This window comes from Archangium sp. (assembly GCF_057119385.1).
Map to the genome: position 1 here is coordinate 44,957 of NZ_DBNGVP010000095.1, position 24,474 is coordinate 69,430.

19 protein-coding genes and 1 pseudogene are annotated in these 24,474 nt (G+C 70.2%); 10 read left to right on the forward strand and 10 right to left on the reverse strand.

What is annotated here, in order from left to right; all coding sequences use genetic code 11:
- Window positions 1-18: 18 nt before the first annotated feature.
- Window positions 19-882 (reverse strand): WGR domain-containing protein, encoded by an 864-nt coding sequence (locus AC16DP_RS23190; protein ID WP_329726684.1) that lies wholly within the window; start codon window positions 880-882, stop codon window positions 19-21.
- Window positions 883-978: 96 nt separating this feature from the next.
- Here AC16DP_RS23190 and AC16DP_RS23195 point away from each other — a divergent pair, with 96 nt between their 5' ends.
- Window positions 979-1,449, forward strand: a complete 471-nt coding sequence (locus AC16DP_RS23195; RefSeq protein WP_329726683.1) for a GNAT family N-acetyltransferase — start codon at window positions 979-981, stop codon at window positions 1,447-1,449.
- A gap of 35 nt (window positions 1,450-1,484) precedes the next feature.
- Window positions 1,485-4,682: a serine/threonine-protein kinase gene (locus AC16DP_RS23200; protein WP_329726682.1), complete on the forward strand. Its 3,198-nt coding sequence runs from the start codon at window positions 1,485-1,487 to the stop codon at window positions 4,680-4,682.
- A gap of 121 nt (window positions 4,683-4,803) precedes the next feature.
- On the opposite strand, the gene AC16DP_RS23205 is transcribed toward AC16DP_RS23200, so the two are convergent.
- On the reverse strand, window positions 4,804-6,492 hold the full coding sequence (locus tag AC16DP_RS23205; protein WP_329726681.1) for an amidase: 1,689 nt from the start codon (window positions 6,490-6,492) through the stop codon (window positions 4,804-4,806).
- Window positions 6,493-6,707: 215 nt separating this feature from the next.
- On the opposite strand from AC16DP_RS23205, the gene AC16DP_RS23210 reads away from it, so the two are divergent.
- Window positions 6,708-7,133 (forward strand): TFIIB-type zinc ribbon-containing protein, encoded by a 426-nt coding sequence (locus tag AC16DP_RS23210; protein ID WP_329726680.1) that lies wholly within the window; start codon window positions 6,708-6,710, stop codon window positions 7,131-7,133.
- A 77-nt stretch (window positions 7,134-7,210) separates the two neighbouring features.
- Here the strand turns inward: AC16DP_RS23210 and AC16DP_RS23215 are convergent, their stop codons facing one another.
- The gene (locus AC16DP_RS23215; protein WP_329726679.1) at window positions 7,211-9,745 is read right to left on the reverse strand and encodes a Kelch repeat-containing protein; all 2,535 of its coding nucleotides are present in this window, start codon (window positions 9,743-9,745) and stop codon (window positions 7,211-7,213) included.
- A 266-nt stretch (window positions 9,746-10,011) separates the two neighbouring features.
- Between AC16DP_RS23215 and AC16DP_RS23220 the strand changes: the two genes are divergently transcribed.
- Window positions 10,012-10,230, forward strand: coding sequence for a hypothetical protein (locus AC16DP_RS23220; protein ID WP_483956859.1), 219 nt, complete (start codon window positions 10,012-10,014; stop codon window positions 10,228-10,230).
- Window positions 10,231-10,236: 6 nt separating this feature from the next.
- On the opposite strand, the gene AC16DP_RS23225 is transcribed toward AC16DP_RS23220, so the two are convergent.
- From AC16DP_RS23225 to AC16DP_RS23235, 3 genes are all read right to left on the reverse strand, one after another.
- Entirely contained in the window at window positions 10,237-11,118 is an 882-nt protein-coding gene (locus AC16DP_RS23225) for an OmpA family protein (RefSeq protein WP_329726677.1), read from the reverse strand.
- A 140-nt stretch (window positions 11,119-11,258) separates the two neighbouring features.
- The gene (locus AC16DP_RS23230) at window positions 11,259-11,651 is read right to left on the reverse strand and encodes a DUF2750 domain-containing protein (protein WP_329726676.1); all 393 of its coding nucleotides are present in this window, start codon (window positions 11,649-11,651) and stop codon (window positions 11,259-11,261) included.
- Window positions 11,641-12,675 carry an FAD-dependent oxidoreductase gene (locus AC16DP_RS23235; protein ID WP_483956860.1) on the reverse strand — a complete coding sequence of 345 codons (1,035 nt, stop codon included), beginning with the start codon at window positions 12,673-12,675 and terminating at the stop codon, window positions 11,641-11,643. Before AC16DP_RS23235 ends, AC16DP_RS23230 begins: the two co-directional genes overlap by 11 nt.
- An 84-nt stretch (window positions 12,676-12,759) precedes the next feature.
- Here AC16DP_RS23235 and AC16DP_RS23240 point away from each other — a divergent pair, with 84 nt between their 5' ends.
- Window positions 12,760-13,545, forward strand: coding sequence for an SAM hydrolase/SAM-dependent halogenase family protein (locus AC16DP_RS23240; protein ID WP_329726674.1), 786 nt, complete (start codon window positions 12,760-12,762; stop codon window positions 13,543-13,545).
- A 124-nt stretch (window positions 13,546-13,669) separates the two neighbouring features.
- Window positions 13,670-14,275: a DUF488 domain-containing protein gene (locus AC16DP_RS23245; RefSeq protein ID WP_329726673.1), complete on the forward strand. Its 606-nt coding sequence runs from the start codon at window positions 13,670-13,672 to the stop codon at window positions 14,273-14,275.
- 125 nt (window positions 14,276-14,400) lie between these two features.
- Here AC16DP_RS23245 and AC16DP_RS23250 read toward each other — a convergent pair.
- A pseudogene (locus tag AC16DP_RS23250) lies at window positions 14,401-14,559 on the reverse strand (tyrosine-type recombinase/integrase); the annotation flags it as partial.
- Here AC16DP_RS23250 and AC16DP_RS23255 point away from each other — a divergent pair.
- Window positions 14,525-14,905 (forward strand): hypothetical protein, encoded by a 381-nt coding sequence (locus AC16DP_RS23255; protein WP_329726757.1) that lies wholly within the window; start codon window positions 14,525-14,527, stop codon window positions 14,903-14,905. The pseudogene AC16DP_RS23250 and the gene AC16DP_RS23255 overlap by 35 nt on opposite strands.
- A gap of 104 nt (window positions 14,906-15,009) precedes the next feature.
- On the opposite strand, the gene AC16DP_RS23260 is transcribed toward AC16DP_RS23255, so the two are convergent.
- The 3 genes from AC16DP_RS23260 to AC16DP_RS23270 all read right to left on the reverse strand — a co-directional run bounded on the left by AC16DP_RS23260 (window position 15,010) and on the right by AC16DP_RS23270 (window position 20,267).
- The gene (locus AC16DP_RS23260) at window positions 15,010-16,572 is read right to left on the reverse strand and encodes an SEL1-like repeat protein (protein ID WP_329726672.1); all 1,563 of its coding nucleotides are present in this window, start codon (window positions 16,570-16,572) and stop codon (window positions 15,010-15,012) included.
- 1,095 nt (window positions 16,573-17,667) lie between these two features.
- Window positions 17,668-18,939: an Ig-like domain-containing protein gene (locus tag AC16DP_RS23265; protein ID WP_329726671.1), complete on the reverse strand. Its 1,272-nt coding sequence runs from the start codon at window positions 18,937-18,939 to the stop codon at window positions 17,668-17,670.
- 74 nt (window positions 18,940-19,013) lie between these two features.
- Window positions 19,014-20,267, reverse strand: coding sequence for an MFS transporter (locus AC16DP_RS23270; protein WP_329726670.1), 1,254 nt, complete (start codon window positions 20,265-20,267; stop codon window positions 19,014-19,016).
- 169 nt (window positions 20,268-20,436) lie between these two features.
- On the opposite strand from AC16DP_RS23270, the gene AC16DP_RS23275 reads away from it, so the two are divergent.
- From AC16DP_RS23275 to AC16DP_RS23285, 3 genes are all read left to right on the forward strand, one after another.
- Entirely contained in the window at window positions 20,437-20,811 is a 375-nt protein-coding gene (locus AC16DP_RS23275; protein WP_329726669.1) for a DUF488 domain-containing protein, read from the forward strand.
- Window positions 20,812-20,862: 51 nt separating this feature from the next.
- On the forward strand, window positions 20,863-24,006 hold the full coding sequence (locus AC16DP_RS23280; RefSeq protein ID WP_329726668.1) for a tetratricopeptide repeat protein: 3,144 nt from the start codon (window positions 20,863-20,865) through the stop codon (window positions 24,004-24,006).
- A gap of 97 nt (window positions 24,007-24,103) precedes the next feature.
- Window positions 24,104-24,472 (forward strand): Hpt domain-containing protein, encoded by a 369-nt coding sequence (locus AC16DP_RS23285; RefSeq protein ID WP_329726667.1) that lies wholly within the window; start codon window positions 24,104-24,106, stop codon window positions 24,470-24,472.
- The last annotated feature ends 2 nt before the right edge of the window (window positions 24,473-24,474 follow it).

Below are 24,474 nucleotides of genomic sequence, written 5' to 3' on the forward strand. Positions count from 1 at the left end.
CCAGGGTACCACCACCGCCTACCCGCCCAGCCGCGACAGGCGCTCGGCGAGCCGTGCATCGCCCCCCGCCTCCAGCGCGCGCAGCAGGGCCGGCAGGGAGCTGCCACCCGAGGCCAGGTGCCCCTCCACGTGCGGGCGCAGCTCGCTCCAGCGCGTCTCCCAGCCCTCGCCCGAGGCACGGGGCCTCGCCTCCAGCAGCGAGCCCAGGCGCAGCGCCAGCTCGGGCTCGCCGAGCACCTCGGCCTGACGGGACAGCACGCCGATGGCCGCCTGGGCCGGTGTCCCCGAGGCAGCCTTCTTCCACTGCTCCAGCGCCCGGACGAAGGCCGCGGCATCCAGCTCGGCCAGCAGCTCCAGGGCCACCCACAGCGGCAGCCGCGGCTCGCCCCTGGGCGCCACCACCTTGCCCATCAACGACGTGAACACCGCGCCGAGGGCGGCATGGCTGGCCGGATCCACGCCTCCCAGGGCCCGGAGCGCGCGCCGCGCCCGGCGGGCCTGGAGCGACACCTTCCAGCTGCGTCCTCCCACCCGCGTGTCGAGCGCCGTGAGCGCCTCGGCGGCCTCCTTCACCTGCTCGGCGGACGGCTTGCCCCCGCGCACCCGGGGCGGCAGCGAGAGCTTCGGAGCGGCGGCGGCGGCGCCCTTGGCGCCCTTGGGCGCGGGCGCGGACTCGGAGGACACCTCGTGGTAGCCCTCGCGCAGCTTCTCGGCCACCTTGCGCTCGTACTCGCGCCGGGCGCCCGCCTCGTCGTCGAACTCCTTCTCCTTGCGCTGCCCGTCGGTGCCCAGCCGGCCATACACCACGATGAAGGTGTTGCCCTGGACCTCGGCCATCCAGAACTTCGCGCTGGTGCCTTCCACGAACTCGAACCTGCGCATGGTGCTGCCCCTCCCGTACCCGGTGTGCGGATGCGGAGCCGGACGCTACTACGAAGCGGTCCCCCCCGGCGTGCCTGGAGCGCTAGCATTCCCCCCATGATTCGTTCAGCGACCCCCGCGGATGTCCCCTCCATCGCCCGGCTGATCCGGGCCCTGGCCGAGTACGAGAAGCTCTCCCACGAGGTCGTCCTGCGCGAGGAGGACCTGCACCAGCACCTCTTCGGCGAGCGGCCCTATGCCGAGGTGGTCCTGGCCGAGGATGGCGGGCAGGTGGTGGGCTTCGCCCTCTTCTTCCACAACTACTCCACCTTCCTCTCCAAGCCGGGCCTCTACCTGGAAGACCTCTTCGTCCTGCCCGAGCAGCGCGGCCGGGGGCACGGCAAGCGCCTGTTGTCGCACCTGGCGAAGCTCGCGGTGGAGCGGGGCTGTGGGCGCTTCGAGTGGTCCGTGCTGGACTGGAACACCCCGTCCATCGAGTTCTACAAGTCCTTCGGCGCGGTGCCGATGAACGACTGGACGGTGTTCCGCGTCACGGGCGAGTCGCTGGAGCGGCTCGCGCGGGCGTGACATTCTGCGTGGGAGCTGCGTGGTAGCGAGGCCGCATGACGTCCTTCGATGACAAAGAGCGCCGCACGCTCGTGAACGACGAGCGCCGCACGCTCGTGCCCGAGGAGCCCCGGCGCACGGTCGTGATGGACGACCGGCGCACGGTGAACATCGGCACGAGGGACGCACCAGGGTCTTCCGCGGGTACCCGACCCCTTGGGGTACCTGACGGGACACCTGGTGGGGCCCCGGGCGAGGCCCCCACGCTCGGCCGGGGCACGCCCCTGGACCGGTACGTGGTGTTGGATCCGCTGGGTGAAGGCGGCATGGGCATGGTGTACGCCGCCTACGACTCGGTGCTGGACCGGAAGGTGGCGCTGAAGCTGCTGCCGCCGGGAGAGGTGGACGGCGGCCCCGAGGTGTCCTCGGGACGGGCGCGGCTGTTGCGCGAGGCGCAGGCCATGGCCCGGCTGTCACACCCCAACGTGGTGGCCATCTACGACGTGCACCAGCACGAGTCCCAGGTCTTCATGGCCATGGAGCTGGTGGACGGCCAGACGCTGCTGCAGTGGGAGCGGGAGAAGCCGAGGACGTGGCGGGAGCTGCTCACGGCCTACCTGTCCGCGGGCCGGGGACTGGCCGCCGCGCACGCCGCGGGGCTGGTGCACCGGGACTTCAAGCCCACCAACGTGCTGGTGGGCAAGGACGGCCGCGTCCGGGTGACGGACTTCGGCCTGGCGCGTCCGCACAACGCCCCTCCGGAGCAGGCCGCCGACGCCGCTCCGGACACCAGCCCGGTGAAGGCGCACAGCCTGCTGGAGCTGAACCTGACGCAGCGGGGCGCGGTGCTGGGCACGCCGGCCTACATGGCGCCGGAGCAGTTCCGGGGCGCCACGGCGGACGCGCGGAGTGATCAATTCTCCTTCGCCGTGTCGCTGTGGGAGGCGCTCTACGGCGTGCGCCCCTTCGAGGGCACGTCCCCGGGCGAGCGCCGGGAGAACGTGCTGGCCGGGCGCATCCACGCGCCGCCGCCCTACTCCAAGGTGCCGCCGTGGGTGAACCGCGCCCTGCTGCGCGCGTTGAACACGGCACCGGAGGCGCGCTACCCGTCGCTGGACGCGCTGCTGGCCGTGCTGGAGAGGGACCCGGCGCGGGTGCGCCGCCGCGCGCTGGCCATCACGGCGTTGGGGCTGCTGGTGACGGGCTCGGCGGTGCTGGCGTGGACGACCTGGCAGCAGCGCCAGGCGCAGCTGTGCACGGGAGGCGCGGCGAAGCTGGTGGGCATCTGGGACGCGCCGCGCAAGGCGGCCATCGAGAAGGCCTTCTTCGCCACGGGCCGGGACTATGCGCGCGACACGTGGGTGCGCGTGCGCGAGGCGCTCGACGCGTACACGCGCGAGTGGCAGGAGATGCACCACGACACGTGCGCGGCCACCCGCATCCGGGGCGAGCAGTCCGAGGACGTCATGTCCTTGCGCATGGCGTGCCTGGAGGGACGGCGGCAGGAGCTGGCCGCGCTCAGCGAGGTCTTCGCCGACGCCGACGAGACGGTGGTGGAGAAGGCCATCTTCGCCACCAGCTCGCTGCGGCGGCTGTGGGGCTGCGCGGACGTGGAGGCGCTCATGTCCGAGGTGAAGCCGCCCGAGGACGCGAATACGCGCCGCGCGGTGGAGACGGTCCGCGCGCAACTGGCCCGCGTCAAGGCGCTCAACACGGCCGGCAAGCTCCCGGAGTCGCTGGAGCTGGCCACGGAGGTGGCGAAGAAGGCGCCCACGCTGGGGTACTCGCCCGTGCACGCCGAGGCGCTCTTCACGCAGGCGTGGGTGCAGATCCTCGCCGCGGAGAACCAGGGTGTGCCCCCGCTGCTCACCGAGGCGCTGTGGCTGGCGCACGCCTCCCGGCACGACACCATCGTCGCCGCGGCGGCGGTGCGGCTGATGGGCTACTACGCCCAGCGGGGCCCGGAGGAAGAGGCGAAGCACTGGCAGGCCTTCGCGCTGGCCTCGCTGGACCGGCTGGGGGAGAACGGGGAGCTGCGGGCCATCTACCACAACAACCGGGGCATGGCCTTCTACGCGCAGGGCAACTTCGCGGAGGCGTACGAGTCCTTCGACAAGGCCTTCGCGCTGGCGGAGCAGACGCTGGGCCCGGCGCACTCGACGACGCTGCGCTACGCCACCAACTCGCTGGCGGCGCTGGGCAACCTGGACCGCATGGACGAGTCGCTGCGGGCCCTGGAGTCGCTCGTGTCCGTGGGAGAGCAGAACCTGGGCCCGCTGCATCCGTTCCTCGTGCAGCCGATGATGAACCTGTCGAGCACGTACGTGATGCAGGGGCGGCTGGCGGACGCGCGCCGCATCCTCGACCGGGTGCGGGAGATCGTGAAGCGGGCCTTCCGGCCGAACTCGGAGGAGTGGGCGCACTACCACCTGTCGGCGGGCGAGCTGGACAGCGAGCAGGGCCGGGACGCCGAGGCGCTGGAGCACTACCAGGAAGCGGCGCGCCTGTACGGGACGCTCACGGGCCCGGAGAGCGCGGACGCACTGCAATCGCTGGTGCGGGTGGCCGAGGCGCAGATGGCGCTGGAGCGGCTGGGGCAGGCGCGGCAGACATTCCAGCAGGTGCTGGAGCTGACGAAGAAGGATCCGCAGCAGCAGGAGCACATCTACACGCAGGCGTTGAACGGACTGGCGGCGCTGCACACGGTGAGGGGCCAGCATGACAAGGCCCTGAAGCTGCACCAGCAGGTGTTGGAGCTGCGCGAGCGGTTCCTGGGAGCCGATCACTTCAACACGTTGCTCATCCGGATGGACGTGGCCAACAGCCTGTTGGAGATGGGGCAGGCGGCGAAGGCACTCGCGCTGTTCGAGCAGGTGCGGGTGCTCTTCGAGAAGACGACGGAGCTGGATTCACCGGTGGGGGCGCTGCTGCTGGCGGGCACGGGCGAGGCGCTGCGCAAGCTGGGCAGGACGGGCGAGGCCATTCCGCTGCTGGAGCGGGCGCTGGTGATCGTCGGGAACCACAAGGGGCGTCCGGAGTACCAGGCGTTGGTGCAATCCGCGCTGGCGCGGGCGTTGTGGAACACGGGGCAGCAGCTGGAGCGGGTGCAGAAGCTGGCGGCGGCGGCGCGGGCGATCTACGCGCGGACACCCATCCTGCGAGCGAACGAGCTGGCGCAGCTGGACGCGGTGCTGAAGCGGTACGAGCCGAAGACACCGCCCCTGGGAGCCATGGCGCAACCCACGGCGCCGTGAAGCGGGGGTGAGGGCCGTCACCCACGCATCCACCCCCACCCACGCATCCACCCCTCTCCCCTCGGGAGAGGGACGGGGTGAGGGTATCAGGGCCCCAGGTTGAGCCCGTGCTCCCGAGCGCCTACACCTTGACCACCTGGCGCAGATCCGCCGTCGGAGCGAACGCCGGCGGGCGGCGATGCTTGGAGGCCTGCTCGTAGGCGAACGCGAGCCGCAGGAGCACGGGCTCGCTCCAGGCGCGGCCGATGAACGACAGGCCCACGGGCAGTCCGGCCACATACCCAGCGGGGACGGTGATGCTCGGGTAACCCGCGACAGCGGCGGGCGAGGAGCTGCTGCCGAGCCAGTGGTCGCCATTCACCAGGTCGATGAGCCCGGGAGGAGCCTGGGTGGGAGCGACGAGCGCATCGAGCTTGTGCTTGGCCATGACGGCATCGATGCCCTGCTCACGCGACAACTTCCGGCAGGCGGCGAGGGCCTTGAGGTACTTCTTGTCGGTGAGGGGCCCCTTCTCCTGGGCCTGGAGGAACAGCTCCTGGCCGAACCAGGGGAGCTCGGTGTCGCGGTGCTCCTCGTTGAAGCGGATGAGGTCCGCGAGCGTCTTGAGCCGGGTCCTCTCCCCGAGCCCGGCGAGGTAGGCCTCGATGTCGGCCTTGAACTCGTAGAGCAGCACCTCCATCTCCGGCTCATCCGTCTTCGAGGCGGTGGGGATATGGGCCTCGTCGACGATGACGGCACCCTGGGCCTTCATGAGCTCGAGGGCCTGCGCGACGAGCGCATCGGTGGCGGGGTGATAACCGAAGAAACGCTCGCGCGGCACACCGATGCGAGCCCCCTTCAGCCCATGGGGGTCGAGGAAGCGCGTGTAGTCCGCGTGCGCGTGGCCCTTGCTCGAAGCCGTGACCGCATCAGTGGGGTCGATACCGGCGAGGACGCCCAGAAGCGCGGCGGCATCCGCCACGGAGCGGGCCATGGGGCCGGCGGTGTCCTGGCTGTGCGAGAGCGGAATGATGCCCGAGCGGCTCACGAGCCCGAGCGTGGGCTTGAGCCCGACGAGCGAGCTCGCCGCGGACGGAGAGACGATGGAGCCATCGGTCTCGGTGCCGACGGACACGGCGCAGAAGTTGGCGGCGGTGGCGGCGCCGGAGCCCGAGCTGGAGCCCGAGGGCGTGCGGTCGAGGGCGTAGGGATTGCGGCACTGGCCGCCGCGCCCGCTCCACCCGCTGGAGGAGTGCGTGGAGCGGAAGTTGGCCCACTCGCTGAGGTTCGTCTTGCCGAGGATGACGGCACCCGCGGCGCGCAGCCGCTCCACCACGAAGGCATCGCGGGAAGGGACGGCGCCCACGAGCGCGAGGGAGCCGGCGGTGGTCTGCATCTTGTCGGCGGTCCCGATGTTGTCCTTGATGAGGACCGGAATGCCGTGCAGCGGACCGCGAGGCCCCTTCGCCTTGCGCTCCTCATCGAGCGCGGTGGCGATGGCGAGCGCATCCGGATTCAGCTCGATGACGGACTTGAGCGGGAGCTCTCCCTCGCGGTCCAGCGATTGGATGCGGGCGAGGTAGCGCTCGGCGAGGCCCTGCGCGGTGTACCGGCCCGACTGCATGGCGGCCTGGAGCTCGGAGACGGTGGCCTCCTCGAGCTCGAAGGAGCCGGCGCGCGGCGCGGAAGCGGGCGCGGGCGCGGCGTTGCCGGGAGAGGGCTGTGCATGGACATCCAGGGCGGCCAGCGTGCTGGCGGCGGCGGCGCCACCGAGGAACGTCCGGCGGCTCAGGCCCTGGGAGTTTCCGGGGGAAGGAATGGGCTTCTTCATGGAGGGCGCTCAGTACAACAGCGGACGCGGCCGGCCACAACCCGGACCCCTTCACCCCTGGCTCCTGCACCCCACGCACCTTCCGTGCGAGACTCGGGAGGGTGAGCACTCCGACTCCAGACGCCTGGTGCCCGCGTTGCCGAGATACGACCCTGCGCCGGATGCGGACGCGGCACGGGACATTGGGGTTCTGCCAGGGGTGCAAGGGGCACCATGTGACGCGGGAGGCAGGTGACTTCCTGGCGCCGCTCCTCGCCCGGCTGGCGAAGCGCCTCACCGAGGCCGCCGGAGAGGGGCGCTGTGCCCAGGGAGTCCACCTGCTGGCGGACGAGCAGGAGCATTGCTACGTGTGCCCGATGCCCTCGCTGCGCTGTCCGGACTGTACCTCCCGGATGGTGCCGCTCGAGGTCCACGGACAGACGGTGGACATCTGCACCCGCTGTCCGGGCATGTGGCTGGATGCGAACGAGCTGACGGCCCTGCGGAGCGCCCATCAGGGACAGCTCTCCGCACCAGGCGGGTCCCAGGTCCTCGCCGGGTCCCGTCCGGAAGAGTCAGGGACCTTGCTGGGAACGGTGGGAGAGGTCGCGGGCGATGGCGTGCTCTACGTCATCATCGAGGCGATCTGCTCCCTGTTCTGACCGGCCGCGCGGCGTACCAACGGGTCCGACCATCGGACCAGTTGCTCCCCATCGCGGCCGGAGCCTCCCCTCCGAGCTCAGAGCGCCGTCAGGTCGTAGTACTCCGCCGACGACTGGTCGTGGTTGCTCACGCCGCCCACGACGAGCACCGTGCCGTTGCCGAGCAGGGTCGCGGTGTGCTGGTAGCGGTCCACGCTCATGGCGGCCGTCACGCTCCACCTGCCCATGGCCGGGTCATACAGCTCGGACGAGGTCAGGATGCCCGTGGCCGGGTGGTAGCCACCGGCGATGAGCACGCGGCCATCCGGAAGCACGTTGGCGGTATGGAACCGGCGCGGCGAGCCCATGCCGCCCGTGGCTGACCAGTTGCCGGTGGCGGGGTCATACAGCTCGGCGGACGCGCTCGGCGCCACGCCGGTGCCCGAGCCGCCCGCGACCAGCACCTTGCCGCCCGGCAACAGGGTGGCGGTGTGCGAGGCGCGGCCCGTGGCCATCGTCCCCACGCTCGTCCACTTCCCGGTGGCCGGGTCATACAGCTCCGCGGAGGCGATGAGTCCATCGGAGGCATCGCTGCCCCCCGTCACCAGCACCTTGCCGCCGGGCAGCAGCGTCAGGGTGTGGAAGGCCCGAGCCGTGTTCAGGCTTCCAGTAGAGGACCAGGTGTTGGTGGCCGGGTCATACAGCTCGGCCGAGGCCAGCGTGGCGCTGTCGTACTCACCCGCGCGGCCACCGGCCACGAGCACCTTGCCGCCAGGCAGCAGGACGGCGGCGTGGTGGTAGCGCTGGGTGTTGAGAATTCCCGCGGGCGTCCACCTGCCCAGGGCGGGCACGTACAGCTCGGCGGTGGCGTTGGTGATGGGGCACACGCCGCCGCCCGCGATGAGCACCCGGCCATCCCGCAGCTTCGTGGCCGTATGGCCCCGGTGCGAGCCCAGCGTGCTTCCCGTGACGGACCAGGATCGGGCCTCCGGGTTGTAGACCTCCGCCGTGGTGTTGAAGCCACCGGCCACCAGCACCCGGCCATCGTCCAGCAGCGTGGCGGTGTGCAGCAGCCGTGGCAGGGCCATGCTGCCCGTCGGAATCCAACCGCCGCCCCGGTCCTCGCACGAGCCGGAGGCACCCGGAACGACCGTGACCGTCCGCGTCGCGCTGCCCACGTTGCCGGCCCCATCCTTCGCCGAGTACGTGAGGGTGTACGTGCCCGGCATGCGGGTGTTGATGGAGCCGGACACGGTCACCGCGGAGGACAGGACCCCGGAGCACGAGTCGATGGCCACCGCACCCGGCTCGACGTAGGGCGTGCGGCACTCGAGCGTCTCCGAGGCATACCCCACCAGCGACACGGCCGGCGGCGTGGCGTCGACGACGGTCACCGTCCCCGCGCAGCTCGACAGCAGGCCCGCGGGGTCCAGACAGGTCAACCCCACGAGGTACGAGCCCAGCCCCAGGGAGCCGACGAGCCCCTGGGTGCACTGCAGCGAATCCCCATCTGGGTCGTACGAGCCGTCATTCACGGAGGGTACGGTGGCGCTGCAGGTGGGGCCGGCCTGGAGCGTCACGTCCTTGCACTTCGCCACCGGTGCACGGTTGACGGCCACGGACCGGCAGGACGCGCTGCACGCACCGGTGCCGTTGGCCGCGCCGGTATCGCACTGCTCGCCCGGATCCAACGTGCCATCTCCGCACCAGTGCAGGCGGCACACGGACGAGCAGGCCGTGCCCGGCATGCCGTTGCCGAGGCCGGTGTCACACTCCTCGGGGTACTGCACCACGCCATCGCCGCAGCGCACGGGGACGGCACCGCGGGCCAGGATGTAGGGCACCCCGTGCGAGCCATCCGCGAAGTCCAGCGAGCCCGGCAGACGCGCGCCGTACACCGGGTCCCTCGCGATGACGAGCGGGGTGAAGTTGGCGGCCGGGAAGGAATCGAAGGCCTCGTGCACCGAGCAGGCCCAGCGGGACAGCAGCGTGTCCGTCAGGCCCGACAGGGCCGGGTGCGAGGCCACCATGTGGGCGTCGTCGTAGCAACCCACCCCCGTCACGGTGAAGGAGCCAAAGGGCTCCAGCACCGGCACCGGCGTCCGAGGATCCGTGTCGTGGTAGTAGCAGCTCAGGTTGATATAGGCGCCCGTCCTGCCCTCCTGCGCGGTGGCGAACTGGACGGCGTTCTTCGTGACCTGATCCTTGAAGTGGTACACGGGATCCGTGCCCACGATGATGACGTTGCCGTCCACCACGGGGCCCCAGATGCCGCGGGTCTTCGAGGCCGCGGAGATCAACCCGAGGCTGCCAGCACACGTGGCATCCCCCAGGATGATGGCGCGATAGCCCGCGAAGTCCGCCGAGCCCTTCGCGGCCCACGCGGCATCGGAGACGACGTCCACCGTGTAGCCCAGGCTCCGCGCGGCCACCGCCTCCACGCTGTTGGAGCCCCCCGTCACCGACGCCGCCAGGATGAGCACCTTGTGGGTGCTGCCGAGCCCCTGGGGACGCGTGCTCACGTCCGCCGGCATCTCACCGCCACCACAGCCCACGAGCCACCACACGCCCAGGGCCATCAGCATCCGGGAGCACAGACCGCTCCAGGTCTTCGGGGGGATTTCAGACCGCATGGGTTACCTCGGGGGGTTCGCACGCACCGCTCCCAGACACCCGGAGCAGGCGAGCGGCGCCTTTGTACACCAGCGATCGGGGTGGACGGACAGGGGGGGCCCGCCACCGCTTCACGAGCAGAGACGGAATCCCCGCGAGGCCCGGCAATCAGCGAGGCCCGAAGCCTCCGCTGGCACTCTCGGGCACCGGGCAGGCGGCACCGGGCGCACGGCTTGTTCGCCTCCAGACAGATGCTCAGCTTTCCGGGGCGATGAAGACTTCACAGATGATTCCGGCCTGGGTCGTGTTGCTGCTCACCCCGATGATGGCGCTCGCGCAGATGGGTCCCCCGGGGGACAGCCAGAAGGTGGATCAGTATGTCACCCACAGCCCGGCGCTCTGGTACTGGGTGGCGATGACCGTGGTGGCGGCGGCGGCCTTCGCGGTCGTCTCCTTCCGCCTGTCCAGGCACAAGCAGCCGCCCCACCGTCCGAGCACGCCCTGACGCGGACTAGCGCGCGTCCGCGGCCGTCTTCGTCTCGCCCTGCTTGCCCGCGGGGAGATCCGGGATGAGGAGGATCTCGATGCGGCGGTTGCGGGCGCGGCCCTTGGCGTTGGCGTTGCTGGCCACGGGCTTCGTGTCCGCATGGCCCGCGGCCACCAGCTTGCCCGGGGGAACACTGGCCTTCTCGCCGAGGAAGCGCACCACGTTCACCGCGCGCGCCACCGACAGCTCCCAGTTCGTCGGGTAGGTGGCCGCCAGCCGCTGCGAGGGCGGCGCGTCATCCGTGTGGCCCGACACGAGGATGGAGCGGTTCTCCACCTTGGACAGCACCGTGCCCAGCCGCGCCAGCACCTCGCCGCCGCGCGGCGACAGGCTCGCCTCGCCCGAGTCGAAGAGGATCTTGTCCACCAGGTCCACCTGGATGCGGCCCTCGCCCTGCGACAGGCGGATCTCCCCATCGGCGATCTCCGCCTTCAGCTTCTGCTCGATGTCCTCATAGGTGGCCTTGAGGCGGGCGAGCTCGGCGTCCTTCTCCTGCACCGCCAGCTGGAGCTGCTCGCGCTCGGTGGACAGGCGCGTGCGCTCGTCCTCGAGCGCCGTGAGCTTCTGGTCCTTCGCCGCGAGCTGCTGCGACAGCTGCGCCTCCAGCGCCTTGCGCGCCTGCTCGGTGCTCACCGTCCGCGCACGGGCCTCCGCGGCCGACTTCTCCGCCGCCTCCGCGCGCTCCTTCTGCATCGAATACGCGCCGTAACCGAGGTAGCCCGCCACACCGGCCAGCAGCGCCACCACCGCCGTCACCAGCCACGGGAGCCAGGCCTTCGAACCGCCCTCCTTGTTCTGGGGGGCCATTCCCTTCGCGAACACCGTCTTGTCGGAATCTCCAGGCATGGCGCGCAAGCTAGAGGCCCCGCCCGGTGCGCCTCAAGGCGTTGCAGGTACGCGCAGGTATCTGGAGGTGCAACGTTGCACCGATGGCGGAGCGCGAGTCCCGCTCCACGCCGTCCGGTTACAGCCCGGGTCGCGAAGTTTCAGGCCAGCGAGCCGCTCGGGGTGCTCAGCGCGTCGATGAGCTCACGCGCCGACACCGGGTGCCCCTGCCCTTCCGGCGTGAAGAAGATGCCCACGGGCATGCCCTCCTCCTCGAGCTGGGGCAGCACGTTCTCCAGCAGCTCCTGGAGCTTGATGGCGCGAGGCTGGAAGCCGGACCACAGCCGGGTGGCGCACATGGCGGCGAACTCGGGCGTGGGCCAGAGCGGCAGCACGTCCCGCCCGGAGTCGTCGAGCGCGAGCGCCCAGCCCTCGCCATCGAGCCCCCAGACCTCGCCGGACTCGGCCACGCGCTGGAGGAAGTACGCATAGCGGCGGGCCGCGGGCAACCGCAGCACGGCCTGCATCCGATCCTGGCTCTGCTCACTTTCCATGGGTCCTCCCAATGCTCGAAGGATGGTGGGCCGGTCCGACATGGGGCACGCCATCGGTCAACTGGCCCGCGAGCGCGGCCACCTCCTCGGCGCAGCCCCAGGAGAGTGTCACGCCCGCACCACCATGTCCGTAGTTGTGGAGGACGTGACGTCCCTCCACCTGCTCCAGCTCGAGGCGCACGGCGGGCCGTCCGGGCCGCAGCCCCACGAGGTGCTGCAACACGTGGAGGCGGGTGCCCGCGGGCAGCAGCCGCGCCGCGCGCGCGAGGATGGCCTCGGCCTGCGAGGGGTCCGGCGCCAGGGAAGCGCTCCCCTTCACGGAGGTGCCGCCGAGGATGCAGTCGTCGATGCGGGGAATGAGGTACGTCATGCCCCGCGCCTCGTCCTGCTCGTCGAGGAGGAAGCGCTCGAGGGGGAGCGGCGCCACGCGGAGCACCTCGCCGCGGATCGGGTAGAGCGACGCGTCACCCAGGAGGGTGCGCGACCCGAGGCCGGTGCAATTGACGACCAGCGGAGCCACCGCCCAGGCCTCGTCGAGCGAGCGCACCTCGCGCTGGACGATGGAGCCCCCGAGCCGGCGGAAGCGCGCCAGGAGGTACGGGAGGTAGCGCCGCATGTCGATGACGGGGGCCTCGAAGACGAAACCGTCGACGAAGCCCGGGAGCAGCTCGGACGCGGTGGCGTGGCGGAAGCCGGGCACGCTGGAGGCCCACCACGGATCGGGAGCGGGCCAGAGCAGCAGCTCCGTGCCGAGGACGCGCCGCACACCGGTCTCGGGGTGCGCGGCGAGGACGCACAGCTCCTCGAGGGTGCGGGCGCCCCAGGCGGTGACACGCTCCTGGGGGAAGGCGAGGTACGGGTACCAGACGGCCGCCGCGATATCGGACGTGGTGTGGGGAGGCAGCTCGCGCGCCCAAATCTCCACCGCGTGCCCGGCTTCGAGAAGCCGGACACCGCAGGACAGGCCAGAGACTCCACAGCCAAGGATGACGACGCGCATGGGAGACCGGGGGGACAACCCCATGTTCTATGCGGACGAGGCTGGTGAAGTGAATGCCCCCCCCACTGAATCCCGGAACCGGGGCGGTGCGGCTATCCTCCGGGAGCGATGCCTCCACTCATCAGCCTGTTGACGGACTTCGGCGTGAAGGACACCTACGTGGGCCAGATGAAGGCGGCACTACTCCGGGTATGTCCGGGGGCGAGCCTCGTGGACCTGACGCACGAGGTGCCCGCACAGGACGTGAGGGGCGGAGCCTTCCTGCTGTGGAGCGCGGTGGAGGCCTTTCCCGAGGGCTCGCTGCACCTGGCGGTGGTGGATCCAGGAGTGGGCTCGACACGGCGCGCCGTGGCGGCGAGGACGCGGCGGGGAGACGTGCTGGTGGGGCCGGACAACGGACTGCTGGTGCCGGCGCTGGAGCAGCTCGGGGGACTGGCGGCGGCGGTGGAGCTGACGGAGTCCGCGTACTGGGGCCCGAGGCAGTCGAGGACATTTCACGGGCGGGATGTGTTCGCGCCGGTGGTGGGGCACCTGGCGGCGGGCGTCCCACTGGAGAAGCTCGGCCGGGAGCTGAAGGACCTGGAGCGGCCGATCTCATTCCCGAAGCCGGGGGAGGAGGACGGATGCCCGGTGGGCGAGGTGGTGCACGTGGACACCTACGGCAACCTCATCACGAACCTGCCGGGGGCGGTGTTGCCGGCGCGCTTCCGGGTGCACGTGGGGAGCACGATCATCGAGGACGCGCCGCACGCGCACTACCAGGCAGTGCCAGCGGGGAAACCCCTCTCCCTGGTGGGGAGCGCGGGATTGCTGGAGGTCTCGGTGAGGGACGGCAGCGCGGCGAAGGAATTGGAGACAGGCCGGGGAGCGCGAGTGCGCATCGAGCCGCGTTGAAGCAAGCCCCCTGAGAGCCCACGGTGGAACGCCCCCTCTCCCTCCGGGAGAGGGTCAGGGTGAGGGTGCCTGCTTCCCACCGTTCATCCCCGTGCCCAGGCTTCCCCCCAGGGGAATGCCCGCGATGAGCACGGAGCGGCCGAAACGAAAGGCCCCAGGCTGGGCCAGAGCGAGCATCTACACGGTGGGCCACTCGACGCGCTCGGCGGAGGAGCTGGTGGAGCTGCTCCAGGCGCACGGAATCCAGACGCTGGTGGACATCCGCACGGTGCCGCGCTCGCGGACGAATCCGCAGTTCAACCAGGACACGCTGCCGCGGACGCTCGCGAAGGCGGACATCCGGTACGTGCACCTGCCGAGGCTCGGAGGGCTGAGGCGCACGAGCAAGGACTCGCCCAACACGGCGTGGCGCAACACCAGCTTCCGAGGCTACGCGGACTACATGCAGACGGACGAGTTCGCACGGGGACTCGAGGAGCTACGAGAACTGACGCCAGACGGCCCCCTTGCGCTCATGTGCGCCGAGGCGGTGCGCTGGAGGTGCCACCGCTCGCTGGTGGCGGACGCGCTGTACGCGCGGGGCGTGGAGGCGCGGCACATCACCAGCCGCACCCGCGCCGAGCCGCACAAGCTCACGCCCTTCGCGGTGCTCCACGGCAGACAAGTGCTCTATCCGGGAGACCGGGAAGAGGAGCATCGACGCTCCTCCTCCAGCCCTTCGTCGGTGTAACGGAAGAGCGACCTGGCCGGAAGCCATCGGCGGCGTCTTCGATTCCCGCCGCCTCCACACTCAGAAGCTCAGCAATCCCGAGGGGTTGCTGGGCTTTTTCTTTGCCCTCGTTTCCGCATGTGCCCTCAGTGTGCCCCTTCGGCGCTTCTGGCCGGAGCAGCTTGGAGCTGGGGCACAGGAAGGTCGAGCTGCTGCACGGCGCTCGCCCGTACCTCAGGGGACAGGTGCGCGTAGCGCTCCGTCATCTCAATGGTAGCGTGCCCCATCAGTTCCTGGAGCGCCTGTGTCGCCGGGACGGGCCAGAGCTGCGACGGCGTGGACGGAGACGGCTGCCACGAGGGCATCGTCCAGTGCCATGGCGCCTGCTCCGACACCACGGGGACACAGGTCGAGGTCTGCGGCGATGGTCTGGACAACGACTGCAATGGCACCATCGACGACCGTTGCACCATTTGCGGCGACGGCGTGTGCGACGCGGGGGAGGACGGCATCTGCAACGCCGACTGCCAGCCGTGCGGTGACGGGTTCTGCAACTGGAACGAGCGCTGTGCGGAGGACTACGACTACTGTGGGGATAGGGACTGCTTGGCCCACGAGTATGGATACTGCTCGACGGACTGCGGCTCCTGAGTTCCCGGCCCCCGGTCCGTGGTCCGAGTCCATGGCCGGGCGTTGAAACAGGGCGTCAGGCGAAGGTCTGGCGCCCCGTGGTCTTCATGTCGCCGAAGCGAGCCTCAGAACGCCTTGGAGCTCTTCTTGCTCTGCTTCTCGGCCTCTGCCTTCTTGTTCGCTTCGAACTCAGCATCCATGGCGTGCTTCGCGGCGGGAACCGAGAAGGTCAGGAAGGTCGTGGTGGAGGGCCAGCCACGGGAGACGGTGATGATCACTCCATCCTGCCGCGACCAAGTATGCACCACCTTCCCGAGGCCGATGTCCCCTTGCTTGGAGGTCGGTGCTCCGTACTTCGCCTGGACCATGGAGGAGATCCGACCGACCTGCTCGGTGTCCAGGGAGGAGGGGAACTCGTACTCGAAGACCGCCAACCGACCCGTGGCGGAGACGTAGCCCACCCGGAGCTTCTCGGCGCCATCGATCAGACCCTTGGCCGAGTAGAGGTCGTACCAATAGGCGTCGTCCTCGCGCTCTGACACCGCGCCTTCCTTCTTGGCGGCAACCCGCATGGCCTGCCGCGTGGCGGAGGTGAGCACCACATCGAAGACGGTCGTGGGCGAGGCCGCCTCGCGCGGCTTGTCCTGGGCTCCCCCCTGCTCCCACTCTTTGAGGTACTTGCACGACGGGGTGACCCCGCCCTTACAGGCCTTCTCAAAGAGTGCGAAGGCGCGGCGCTTGTCCTTAGGCACGCCGCGGCCATCCGCGAGGTGATTGCCGAAATTGTGGCATGCCATGACAGACCCGTCCTCGCACGCCTTCTCATAGAGTGCGATGGCGCGGCGCTCGTCCTTGGGCATGCCGCGGCCATCCGCGAGGAGGCGGCCGAGATCGTTGCAAGCCGGGACAAACCCGTCCTTGCACGCCTTCTCGTGGAGGACGGCGGCGCGGCGCTCGTCCTTGGGTACGCCAAGGCCCTCCGAGAGGAAGACGCCGAGGTAGCTGCAAGACGGGACATGCCCGCCCCCGCACGCCTTCTCGAGCAGGACGGTGGCGCGGCGCTCGTCCTTGGGCACGCCGGTGCCATGCGCGTATTGCAGGCCAAGGTTGCTGCAACCCGTGGAGGAGCCGCCCTCACAAGCCTTCTCGTGGAGGACGACGGCGCGGCCCTCGTCCTTGGGCACACCACGGCCAACCAGATAGGACAGACCGAGGTTGTTGCAAGCCATGGCGAACCCGCCCTCACAAGCCTTCTCGTAGAGGACGACAGCGCGGCCCTCGTCCTTGGGCACGCCAATGCCCTTCTCGTAGTGCACGCCGAGACCGTTGCAAGCCATGGCGAACCCGCCCTCACAAGCCTTCTCGTAGAGGACGACGGCGCGGCGCTCGTCCTTGGGTACGCCAAGGCCATCCGCGAGTTGATCGCCGAGCGCGCTGCAAGCCGGAGCATTTCCGCCCTCGCACGCCTTCTCGAACAGCACCGCAGCACGGCGCATGTCTCGAGCGACCCCCTGTCCCTTCATGTGGAGCAGGCCAAGCTCATGGCACGCCGAGACACTCCCGCCCTCGCACGCCTTCTCGTGGATGGCGGCGGTGCGGCGCTCGTCCGGGCGAGCGCCACTGTCTGCCTGGGAGTGCTCGGCGCTGCCGGGTTTCAACTGGGCGGACGAGACCCCCTGTTGTGCCATGGCACATGGACCCAACAACCCGAGGACCACGCACAGTTCCCTGCTTCGCCGAGCCACGATTCCCATCCATCCAGACATGACAGCCCCTTTCATGTGTGGACGGGACCCTCCAGCGCCGCGGCCACATGGCCCAAAATCATACATTCCGGGAAACAGACAGCGCCAGAACCGTAGGCACGCTGCCCAGGCCGCGCTCCCCTCAGGTGTATGGCAGGGGCCTGGACCTCTTGGCTGGCGAGACTGGGGAACTCGGGCCGCTTGCGTCGGTGAGCGGGTTGACCCTGTGGGGCCGCATGTGCCCCCAGTGTGCCCCGCCAGCGGGGAAAGGGGCGGAACACGAGGGAACGGGGTGGGACGGGTCGGGATGACGAACCCCAGGAGAATCAAGGCAATAGCGGGTAACAGCGCGTCCTGCTTAGGGTTTTCCATCGCCTTGTTCACGGGTTCGATTCCCGCCGCCTCCAGATGGAGCAACAGGCACCGAGTCGGCCACGTGTTACGGAGAGTCGTGTGAGCCCGCGTTTGTACCGAGGATGCCGGTGAGTGGCTCCGCACGCTCGTCGATACCGTGGCAACCTGGAGCCGCGCGCAGACCACGGAGCTGCTCGCCGCCGGTACGCCCTGAGCCGCTCTGGCGCAACACCATGCCTGCTGGGCGTACGTTCAGGCGCGGCGCTTTGGAGTCCGTGGAGAGAGCGCCGCGTCGACTTCGCGCAGCGCGGCGGCGAGCCCCGGGAGCTTCGGATTCAGGCTGCATGCCGCCTCCAGCTTCTCCTTGGCGAGGTGGGCGCGCCCCTCGGCCCTGAGCTTGCCCAGCCCGAGCCATAGGAAGGCCCGGGCCGGGTCGCGGAGCTGAAGGTAGTGCTCGTGCAGCGCCAGGTAGGGCGCGGGCCGCTCGGGGGCCGCCCGGATCTGGGCCTCGAGGAAGCGCGCCGGATTCTTCTGTTCCGGAGGACTCGAAGTGCAGCACCTGCTCGTCGCCGCGTTTCGCGTCCCACGCGGGAACTGGCTCGAAGCCGGGGACGGAGAAGCTCTCGCTGATGCGCGTCTGGAGTTTCATGGGAGACAACCGTGTAGGCACACGCGATGCTGCCACTAATTGTCGAGCGCGCCCGCGAGGATCCACGAGCGGATCTGCGTGAGCTCTCCCGGGTTGAGATCGAAATAGTCGGAATCGCCCATGGGCATCCGGCGGCCGCACGCATCGCCGCTGATGCGCGTCACCAGCAGGGACTCGTCGGGGCGGCCGGGCGTGACCCGGGGGCCCGCGGCACACTGCCCCACCCCCGCCGCCATCAGCGAGGCATGCGACTTGCCCGCCTGCAGGTTCAGCCCCTCGGAGCCATGCTCGTTGTGGCAGTCCGAGCACTTCGCGCTCCAGATGGGCTCGATATCCCGGGCATACAAGGGAACGCCCACCTCCACGTTCACCGAACGTGTCTCCGAACGGGAGCCATCGGACACGGTGACCTTCAGGGTATAGGCGGCGGGCTTGTCGAGCTCCCCCGAGCGCCACTCGGCGGAGGCCTGGTTCGGGCGGGTGAAGGTCCCCGCTCCGCCCGGCTCCGTCGTCCAGGAATAGGTGAGCGGATCCCCATCCGGATCCCTCGCGGAGATGTAGACGGGGAGCACCTTGCCCGCGACGAGCCCCTGGGTGTCCACGCTGATGGCCGCGTCCACGATGGGCGCCTGGTTGAGGGCGGGGACGTTCACCACGGTGACCGACACCGTGCCCTGCGCCGAGCCCCCCTTCCCGTCCGAGACCGTCACCTTCAGCACGAAGGTCGTGTTGCTGGAGATGAACGGCGCGGTCCACGAGGCGGTGGAGCTGCTCCCCTCGGCGAACGTCCCCAGGGGCGAGAACGGGCTCTGGGTCCAGGAATAGGTGAGCGTGTCGCCATCGGGATCCGTGGCCGTCACCGAGAGGCTCGCGGTGGAGCCCTCATTGAGGGTCGTCTGCGTCGAGGCCACCGGTCCGAGCGTGGGGGCGCGGTTGGGCGGCAGGACGGTGAAGGAGATGGGGGCGGAGACGGTGCTGTTGCCCGCGGCGTCCTGGGCCTTCACGGTGAGCTGGTGGCTCCCCGGGGGTGTGCTGGACGCGTCCCAGGTGCACGAGAACGTCGAACCGGAGCTCCGCGCGGTGGCGTCCACGCACGCCGACGCGCCAGAGACGAGGAACTCCACCCGGGCCACCGTGCCCGAGTTGTCCTCGGCGGTGGCCCGGAGGACCCGCGAGCCCGAGACGCCCTCTCCCGCCGTCACGCCCTCCACCACCCGGACATTCACCGGCGCAACGGAATCCGCATCCCCCCCACACCCCATCATCCCCAAGACAAGACATCCCACGACGAGCCGAAGTGCTTTCATGGGACGACTATCGCATGCCCGGCAGGACTGGCTCGGGCATGTCTCGGGATGGGCAAGCGTCGCGCGCAGGGTATTCACGCCACACCGCCCTGCTGGGTCCGGCGCAGCAGCAGCAATCCAGCCACCGTCACGAAGGCCAGGGCGGACAGCGCGAGCGACACGTGGGGGTTGGTCAGGCTCCCCAGGAGACCCACGGTCACGCCGCTGAACGCCCGCAGGCCGGAGGCCGACATGCTGAAGAGCCCCAGCACGCGGCCTCGGATGGCGTCCGGCGCGTTCAGCTGCACGAGCGCCTGGGTCATGCTGCTGAAGGAGAGCTCGAGGAATCCGGCCAGGAACAGCACGCAGATGGCCGCCGGATACCAGCGCATGAACGAGAACGTGAAGAGCGAGCAGCCCCACAGGAAGGCGAGCTTCATCGCGGAAGCGGGCGCCATCCGCAGCCAGTTGCCGCGCGTCTCGAGCAGGATGCCCGCGAGCAGCGCTCCGGCCGCATCCGCTCCCAGCAGGAGCGTATAGGTCAGGCCGGGGTCCCCATGGCCCAGGTCATGGGCGAAGCCCGGCATCTGCGCATGGTAGCTGTTGCCGATGAAGAAGGAGGCCGCCCCCGCCAGCAACACCATGGCCGCGACCACGGGTATCCCGCGCACGTCGCGAAGGGTCTGGACGATGTCGGCGAAGCCCCGGACGGCCCGCCTCGCGCCTGGCGCCGCCCCGCGGAAGTGCCGGCCATACGGTGCGCGCACCAGCCAGAGCAGGAGGGGCAGATAGAACACCGTGTTGATGAAGATGCCCCAGGTCGGCCCGAACAACCGCATGACGAGGCTGCCCACGCCAGGGCCCACCAGGAAACCGAGGTACCGGGCCGTCGCGTTCAGGCGCACCGCGCTGGCCAGGTGGCTCGGGCCCACGATGTCGTAGAGCAACATCTGGCTGGAGGTGCCCCAGAGCACGCCCGCGCAGCCGTGGAGGGTGAGGAGGAGCATCGCGTGCCGCACCCGCAAGGTGTCCGTGACGAAGAAGTATCCCCACCCCACGGAGGCGGTGATGAAGAGCACCATGCCGGCCTGGATGAGGCGCCTGGAATCGAACCGGTCATTGAGCGCGCCCACCGGCACCGAGAACATCAAGAAGGGCAGCCAGTGGGACACCACCGCGAACCCACCCAGCGCCGGTGAGTGGAACTTCTGGAACGCCACCCAGTAGCTGATCACGTGCTCGATGTTGTCGGCCATCATCGCCAACAGGAACGTGATGAGGAAGGTCCGGAAGCCCGGGGCGCGGAGCGCGCTCGATTCAGCGGGGGCGGTGGCCACGGTGGAGGTCATGGAGGTTCGCGCACGGGCGGGGGGAGACCCACCATACCTCAGCAGGAAAGCGCCCCCCCGCCGCATCAACGGTGGCTACATGGAAGGCGAGGCGCCTGGCCCGTGTGCAGCGGAGCGAGCGGGCGCCCGTGGCTGGGATGACCGGGGGCCGTGCTAGTGTTTTCGGAGAATGCCGATCAAGACCCGCCGCTGGTGCGTGCCCGGGGAGCCCGATGACGGACTGCGCATCCTGATCTGCCGCTTCCGTCCTCGCGCGCTCCCCAAGGCCAAGGAGACGTGGGACGTGTGGATGAAGGACCTGGGTCCCAGTCCGCCGCTGCTCGCCGCCTTCCAGGGCAAGGGCCAGACGCCCATCTCGCTCGACGAGTACCGCGAGCGCTACGTGCGCGAGATGGAGTCCCAGCGGGACACCATCGCGGAGCTCGCGGCCCGCGTGGACCGGGGAGAGACGCTCACGCTGATGTGCTCCAAGGACTGCATCATCGACAAGGCGTGCCACCGCACCCTCCTCGCCGAGCTCATCGAGGCCGCCCGGGCGAAGTGAGCCCCCGCGCGCTCCGCGTCACGCCACCCGCACGCCACGCCACGAATCCCCATGAACACTCGCCCACGCCCTTCCCGCTCCCTCGCGCTCCTGATGTGTCTGGGAGTCGCGTCCAATGCCTGCTCGAAAGACGCCGAGACGCCTCCGCCCCGTCCCGCGGGACGCCCACTCCAGGTCGCCCGGGACGCGGACATCGCCAAGGCAGACAGCCTCACGGGTTTCCGGACCGCGTATGAACAGGCCTACCGGCTCACGCCGGATGCACGCTTCACCCGCGCGCTCGCCCTCCTCGAGCAGCTCCTCACCGGACAGCCCGCGCCCAAGGTGGAGGCACGCTTCCAGGAAGGCCAGTGGCACCTCCTGAGCAACGGCACCGAGGTGGGCTCGCTGCCCGAGTTCCCCGACTTCCCCCAGGCCCTCGCGCTGCTCGAGGCCCGGGCCCGTCAGCTCGGCACGGAGAAGCTCGACCTCCAGAAGGGCGCGGACACCGCCACGCCCACGCCGCCCTCCCCTCCCCCGAAGAAGAAGCCCGCCCCCAAGTCCGGCAAGCGCGGCTCCCGGCGGATGAAGAAGCTCGCCCAGCAGGTGGCGGGAAACGTCTCCGGCGACACGCTCCCGCTCGGACGGGCGGCGATCGACGTGCTGCACCAGCACGACCGGGACTGGGCGGCTGGCAAGCGGAGTGTGTCCTCGGTGCGGGAGGGAACCCGGGCCCTGGTGTCGCTCGCCTTCCAACTGGTGGACCTGACCGGGACGGCCGATGAGGTCCCCGCCCGCGCCCTGGCGCACCTGGCCCTGGCGCGCGTCGTCACGGGCGAGCCCCTCACTCAGGAGCAGGCGTTGCTCGCCAGTGCCCTCGGCCATGACCGGGCGGCGCGCCAGCTCGCGGAGACGCTCTCCGCCGGCTCGCCCGTGCGCCTCTACTTCCTGCGGGAGGATGCCCGGCTCGAGTCCCTCGCCAGGGAGCAGCAGGGGCTGGCCTGGTACCTGTGGCTGCGCCGGGCGTCGGAAGTGGGCCTCACGGAGCGCTCGCGCCGGTTGAGCAAGATCGAGCTCGACCCGCACACCGCCATCCACGAGCTCACCGCCCTGCTACACGGCAGAGAGTTCGATCTGGATCGCACCCTGGGCATGAGCCTCCCGCCGCTCGTGCTGCGCGAGATGGCCGCGGCCACCGGGCGGACCGACGCGGAGGAGCGCGCGCCCGCCAGGAAGGGGGCCCGCAAGACGAAGGGCCAGGAGATGGAGCGCCTGTTGAAGCAGCTTCACGAGCGCTTCAACCTCCTGCAGCGGGGCATCCTCCCCGCCTTCGAGGAGCAGCTCGCCCTGGTGGGCAACACCGAGGGCTTCTTCCTCGATGCCGGAACGGAGCGCGCCTACTTCCAGGGGCTCTTCTTCTCCGCGCAGTACCGCCTGGGGCTGCACCTCCTCGACTCGTTCGCCTCGGCCGAGGCCGCCGGCGCGTTCTCGAAGAGTCTCGGGAGCGGCGGTACGCCCGCGGGCAAGGAGTTCCAGGAGTGGATGTCGCGGCTCGTCGCCGCCGGGTCCGGCCAGCGCGTGGAGGCCTCGCTCATGCAGTCCCTCACGGAGCTGAAGAGCTTCGGCACCGCCCCCCTCCTCCGCGTGTACGAGGAGCTCCTGGACGCCGCCGATTGGATGGACCCGGCGCTCTCGTCGATGGCCCGGCGCATCGCCGCCCGGATGGACTCGCGGCCAGAGCACCGCTTCTTCCTGGCGCAGATCGCCCGGGGCACCCTGTACGACATCGTGCTCTCGGAGAAGCTCTACCGCGCCACCTTCGAGGCCACGGAGGGGGTCAAGAGCGGGGCCTGGGTGGCCTGGCTCGACCGGGACTCCGCGAAGCTGCAAGCGCTGCTGGACTCGCCCCACACCTACGGAAGCATCCGGCAGCAGGTGCTCGCGCATCTGCTGGAGTCCCAGCCGGTGCCGCCCGAGGCCCTGATGACGAAGCTCGCTCCCTTGCTGGCCACGCACGGGGACGAGTGGACCTTCACCTCGGGCTGCGTGGAGCTGCTCGAGAAGCACGGACGCTACGGCGAGGCCCGCGGGGTGGTGGAGCAGTGGCTGGCGCAGCACCCGAATCCGGGAGGGTTCCAGGGCATCAACGCCCGCACGACGCTCGCCCGGATGTACCAGCTCGAGGGCAACGCCCAGGCCGGGTGGACGGCGATGGAGCCGGCCCTGGAGAGCTACCAGTTCGGTGCCATGCGGCAGGCGGCGCTGCTGTCCCTGGACCTCGGAGAGGAGAAGCGGGCCCTCTCGCTGGCGGAGGCCGCGGCCGGCCGCTACCCGGGGCCGAAGAGCCTGACCCTGATGGCCGAGGTGCTGTGGCGCACCGGTGAGCTCGAGGCAGCGGCCGGACTCCTGGCGTCCCCCCAGCGCTCCCTGCGGGGCATCGACTGGCGCTGGAGCATTGGCGCTCGCTTCGCCGCCGTCTTCGGCAAACGTCCGGTGAAGGAGGGGCTGGAGGCGTTCAAGGCGCTCCAGAAGAAGGGCATCGGGGCCATGGAGCTGAGCCAGCTCGCGCTCGAGGTGAATCGCGCGGGCAACCCCGAGCTCGCCTTCGAGCTGCAATCGCGGATCGACGCCCCGGGTCTCCAGAAGCTGGAGATGATCATGGACGCGTACCGCTACCTGAAGAAGTGGAAGTCGGAGAAGGACGCGGTGGCGTGGCTGCGCACCCGGGTGCCGAAGAACCTGCTCGAGCCGCTGAGCATGTTCGCCTTCCGGGAGAAGGAGGACGGGGTGCTCTGGGACGTCATCCCCCTCGCGGAGGGCACGGCGGAGACGACGGACTACGTCTGGCTCACGCGAGCGGCCGCGAGCACCCGCGCGAGGGACACGGACGCGGCGCACCAGGCCGCGCTGCGCAAGCGCTTCGAGGTGGACCGCCCCGGCTTCTACCACCAGGTGGGCCGCCACCTGCTCGGCCTCATCCCCGAGCAGGCCGTCATCGCGGCGGCGGCCACGGCCAGGAACCGCCAGGAGCTGCCCTACTTCCTCGGCCTCGAGGCCCAGGCCGAGGGGCGCTACGAGGACGCGGTGACGTGGTACCGGGCCATCGTCGAGACGAGCAACCCGAAGGTGGGCGAGTACCAGTGGGCCTACGGGGAGCTCATGCGCTTGAAGCAGGCCGAGCTGAGCCTGGCCCTCCTGAAACAGCGCGCACAGTGAAGGCCCGCATGGGCGGGCGAGGACGAGCAGTGAAAGGAGGGCGGGGGCGCACATGGGCTTTTTCCGCCCGACGCAGGTAGGGCAGAATGCGCGCCCTATGGAGCAGCAGGTCCTCGCGATGGATGTGCGGCAACTGGAGAAGTTGAGCGTGCTTCAGGACGAGGACTCGCCCAACCTGGTGGCGGACATGGCCCGTGGGTACCTCGAGCGCACGCCCCAGCGGCTCGTCCGCATGAAGGAGCTGCTGGCCGCGAGGAACGCCCACCAGCTCGCGAGCGAGGCCCACGGCCTGGCGACGAGCAGCGGCATGTTCGGGATGATGCGCGTGCGCCAGCACTGCAAGGCGCTGGAGAACCTCGCGCGCGGCCCCAGCCTGGATGGCGCCGAGGCGCTGCTCGCCCAGATGGAGCAGGCCTACGTGGAGGCCCGGCCCCTGCTGATGATGCAGCTCGGCATCCAGGAGTGACG

Bases quoted from the DNA above. Each gene is read 5' to 3' on its own strand.
- AC16DP_RS23205 (WP_329726681.1), bottom strand. From the start codon at position 6,492: ATGAAGAAGCCCATTCCTTCCCCCGGAAACTCCCAGGGCCTGAGCCGC.
- AC16DP_RS23220 (WP_483956859.1), top strand. From the start codon at position 10,012: ATGATTCCGGCCTGGGTCGTGTTGCTGCTCACCCCGATGATGGCGCTC.
- AC16DP_RS23225 (WP_329726677.1), bottom strand. From the start codon at position 11,118: ATGCCTGGAGATTCCGACAAGACGGTGTTCGCGAAGGGAATGGCCCCC.
- AC16DP_RS23235 (WP_483956860.1), bottom strand. From the start codon at position 12,675: ATGGGGTTGTCCCCCCGGTCTCCCATGCGCGTCGTCATCCTTGGCTGT.
- AC16DP_RS23200 (WP_329726682.1), top strand. From the start codon at position 1,485: ATGACGTCCTTCGATGACAAAGAGCGCCGCACGCTCGTGAACGACGAG.
- AC16DP_RS23195 (WP_329726683.1), top strand. From the start codon at position 979: ATGATTCGTTCAGCGACCCCCGCGGATGTCCCCTCCATCGCCCGGCTG.
- AC16DP_RS23285 (WP_329726667.1), top strand. From the start codon at position 24,104: ATGGAGCAGCAGGTCCTCGCGATGGATGTGCGGCAACTGGAGAAGTTG.
- AC16DP_RS23270 (WP_329726670.1), bottom strand. From the start codon at position 20,267: ATGACCTCCACCGTGGCCACCGCCCCCGCTGAATCGAGCGCGCTCCGC.
- AC16DP_RS23245 (WP_329726673.1), top strand. From the start codon at position 13,670: ATGAGCACGGAGCGGCCGAAACGAAAGGCCCCAGGCTGGGCCAGAGCG.
- AC16DP_RS23260 (WP_329726672.1), bottom strand. From the start codon at position 16,572: ATGGCACAACAGGGGGTCTCGTCCGCCCAGTTGAAACCCGGCAGCGCC.
- AC16DP_RS23230 (WP_329726676.1), bottom strand. From the start codon at position 11,651: ATGGAAAGTGAGCAGAGCCAGGATCGGATGCAGGCCGTGCTGCGGTTG.
- AC16DP_RS23240 (WP_329726674.1), top strand. From the start codon at position 12,760: ATGCCTCCACTCATCAGCCTGTTGACGGACTTCGGCGTGAAGGACACC.
- AC16DP_RS23255 (WP_329726757.1), top strand. From the start codon at position 14,525: ATGGTAGCGTGCCCCATCAGTTCCTGGAGCGCCTGTGTCGCCGGGACG.
- AC16DP_RS23275 (WP_329726669.1), top strand. From the start codon at position 20,437: ATGCCGATCAAGACCCGCCGCTGGTGCGTGCCCGGGGAGCCCGATGAC.
- AC16DP_RS23215 (WP_329726679.1), bottom strand. From the start codon at position 9,745: ATGCGGTCTGAAATCCCCCCGAAGACCTGGAGCGGTCTGTGCTCCCGG.
- AC16DP_RS23280 (WP_329726668.1), top strand. From the start codon at position 20,863: ATGAACACTCGCCCACGCCCTTCCCGCTCCCTCGCGCTCCTGATGTGT.
- AC16DP_RS23265 (WP_329726671.1), bottom strand. From the start codon at position 18,939: ATGAAAGCACTTCGGCTCGTCGTGGGATGTCTTGTCTTGGGGATGATG.
- AC16DP_RS23190 (WP_329726684.1), bottom strand. From the start codon at position 882: ATGCGCAGGTTCGAGTTCGTGGAAGGCACCAGCGCGAAGTTCTGGATG.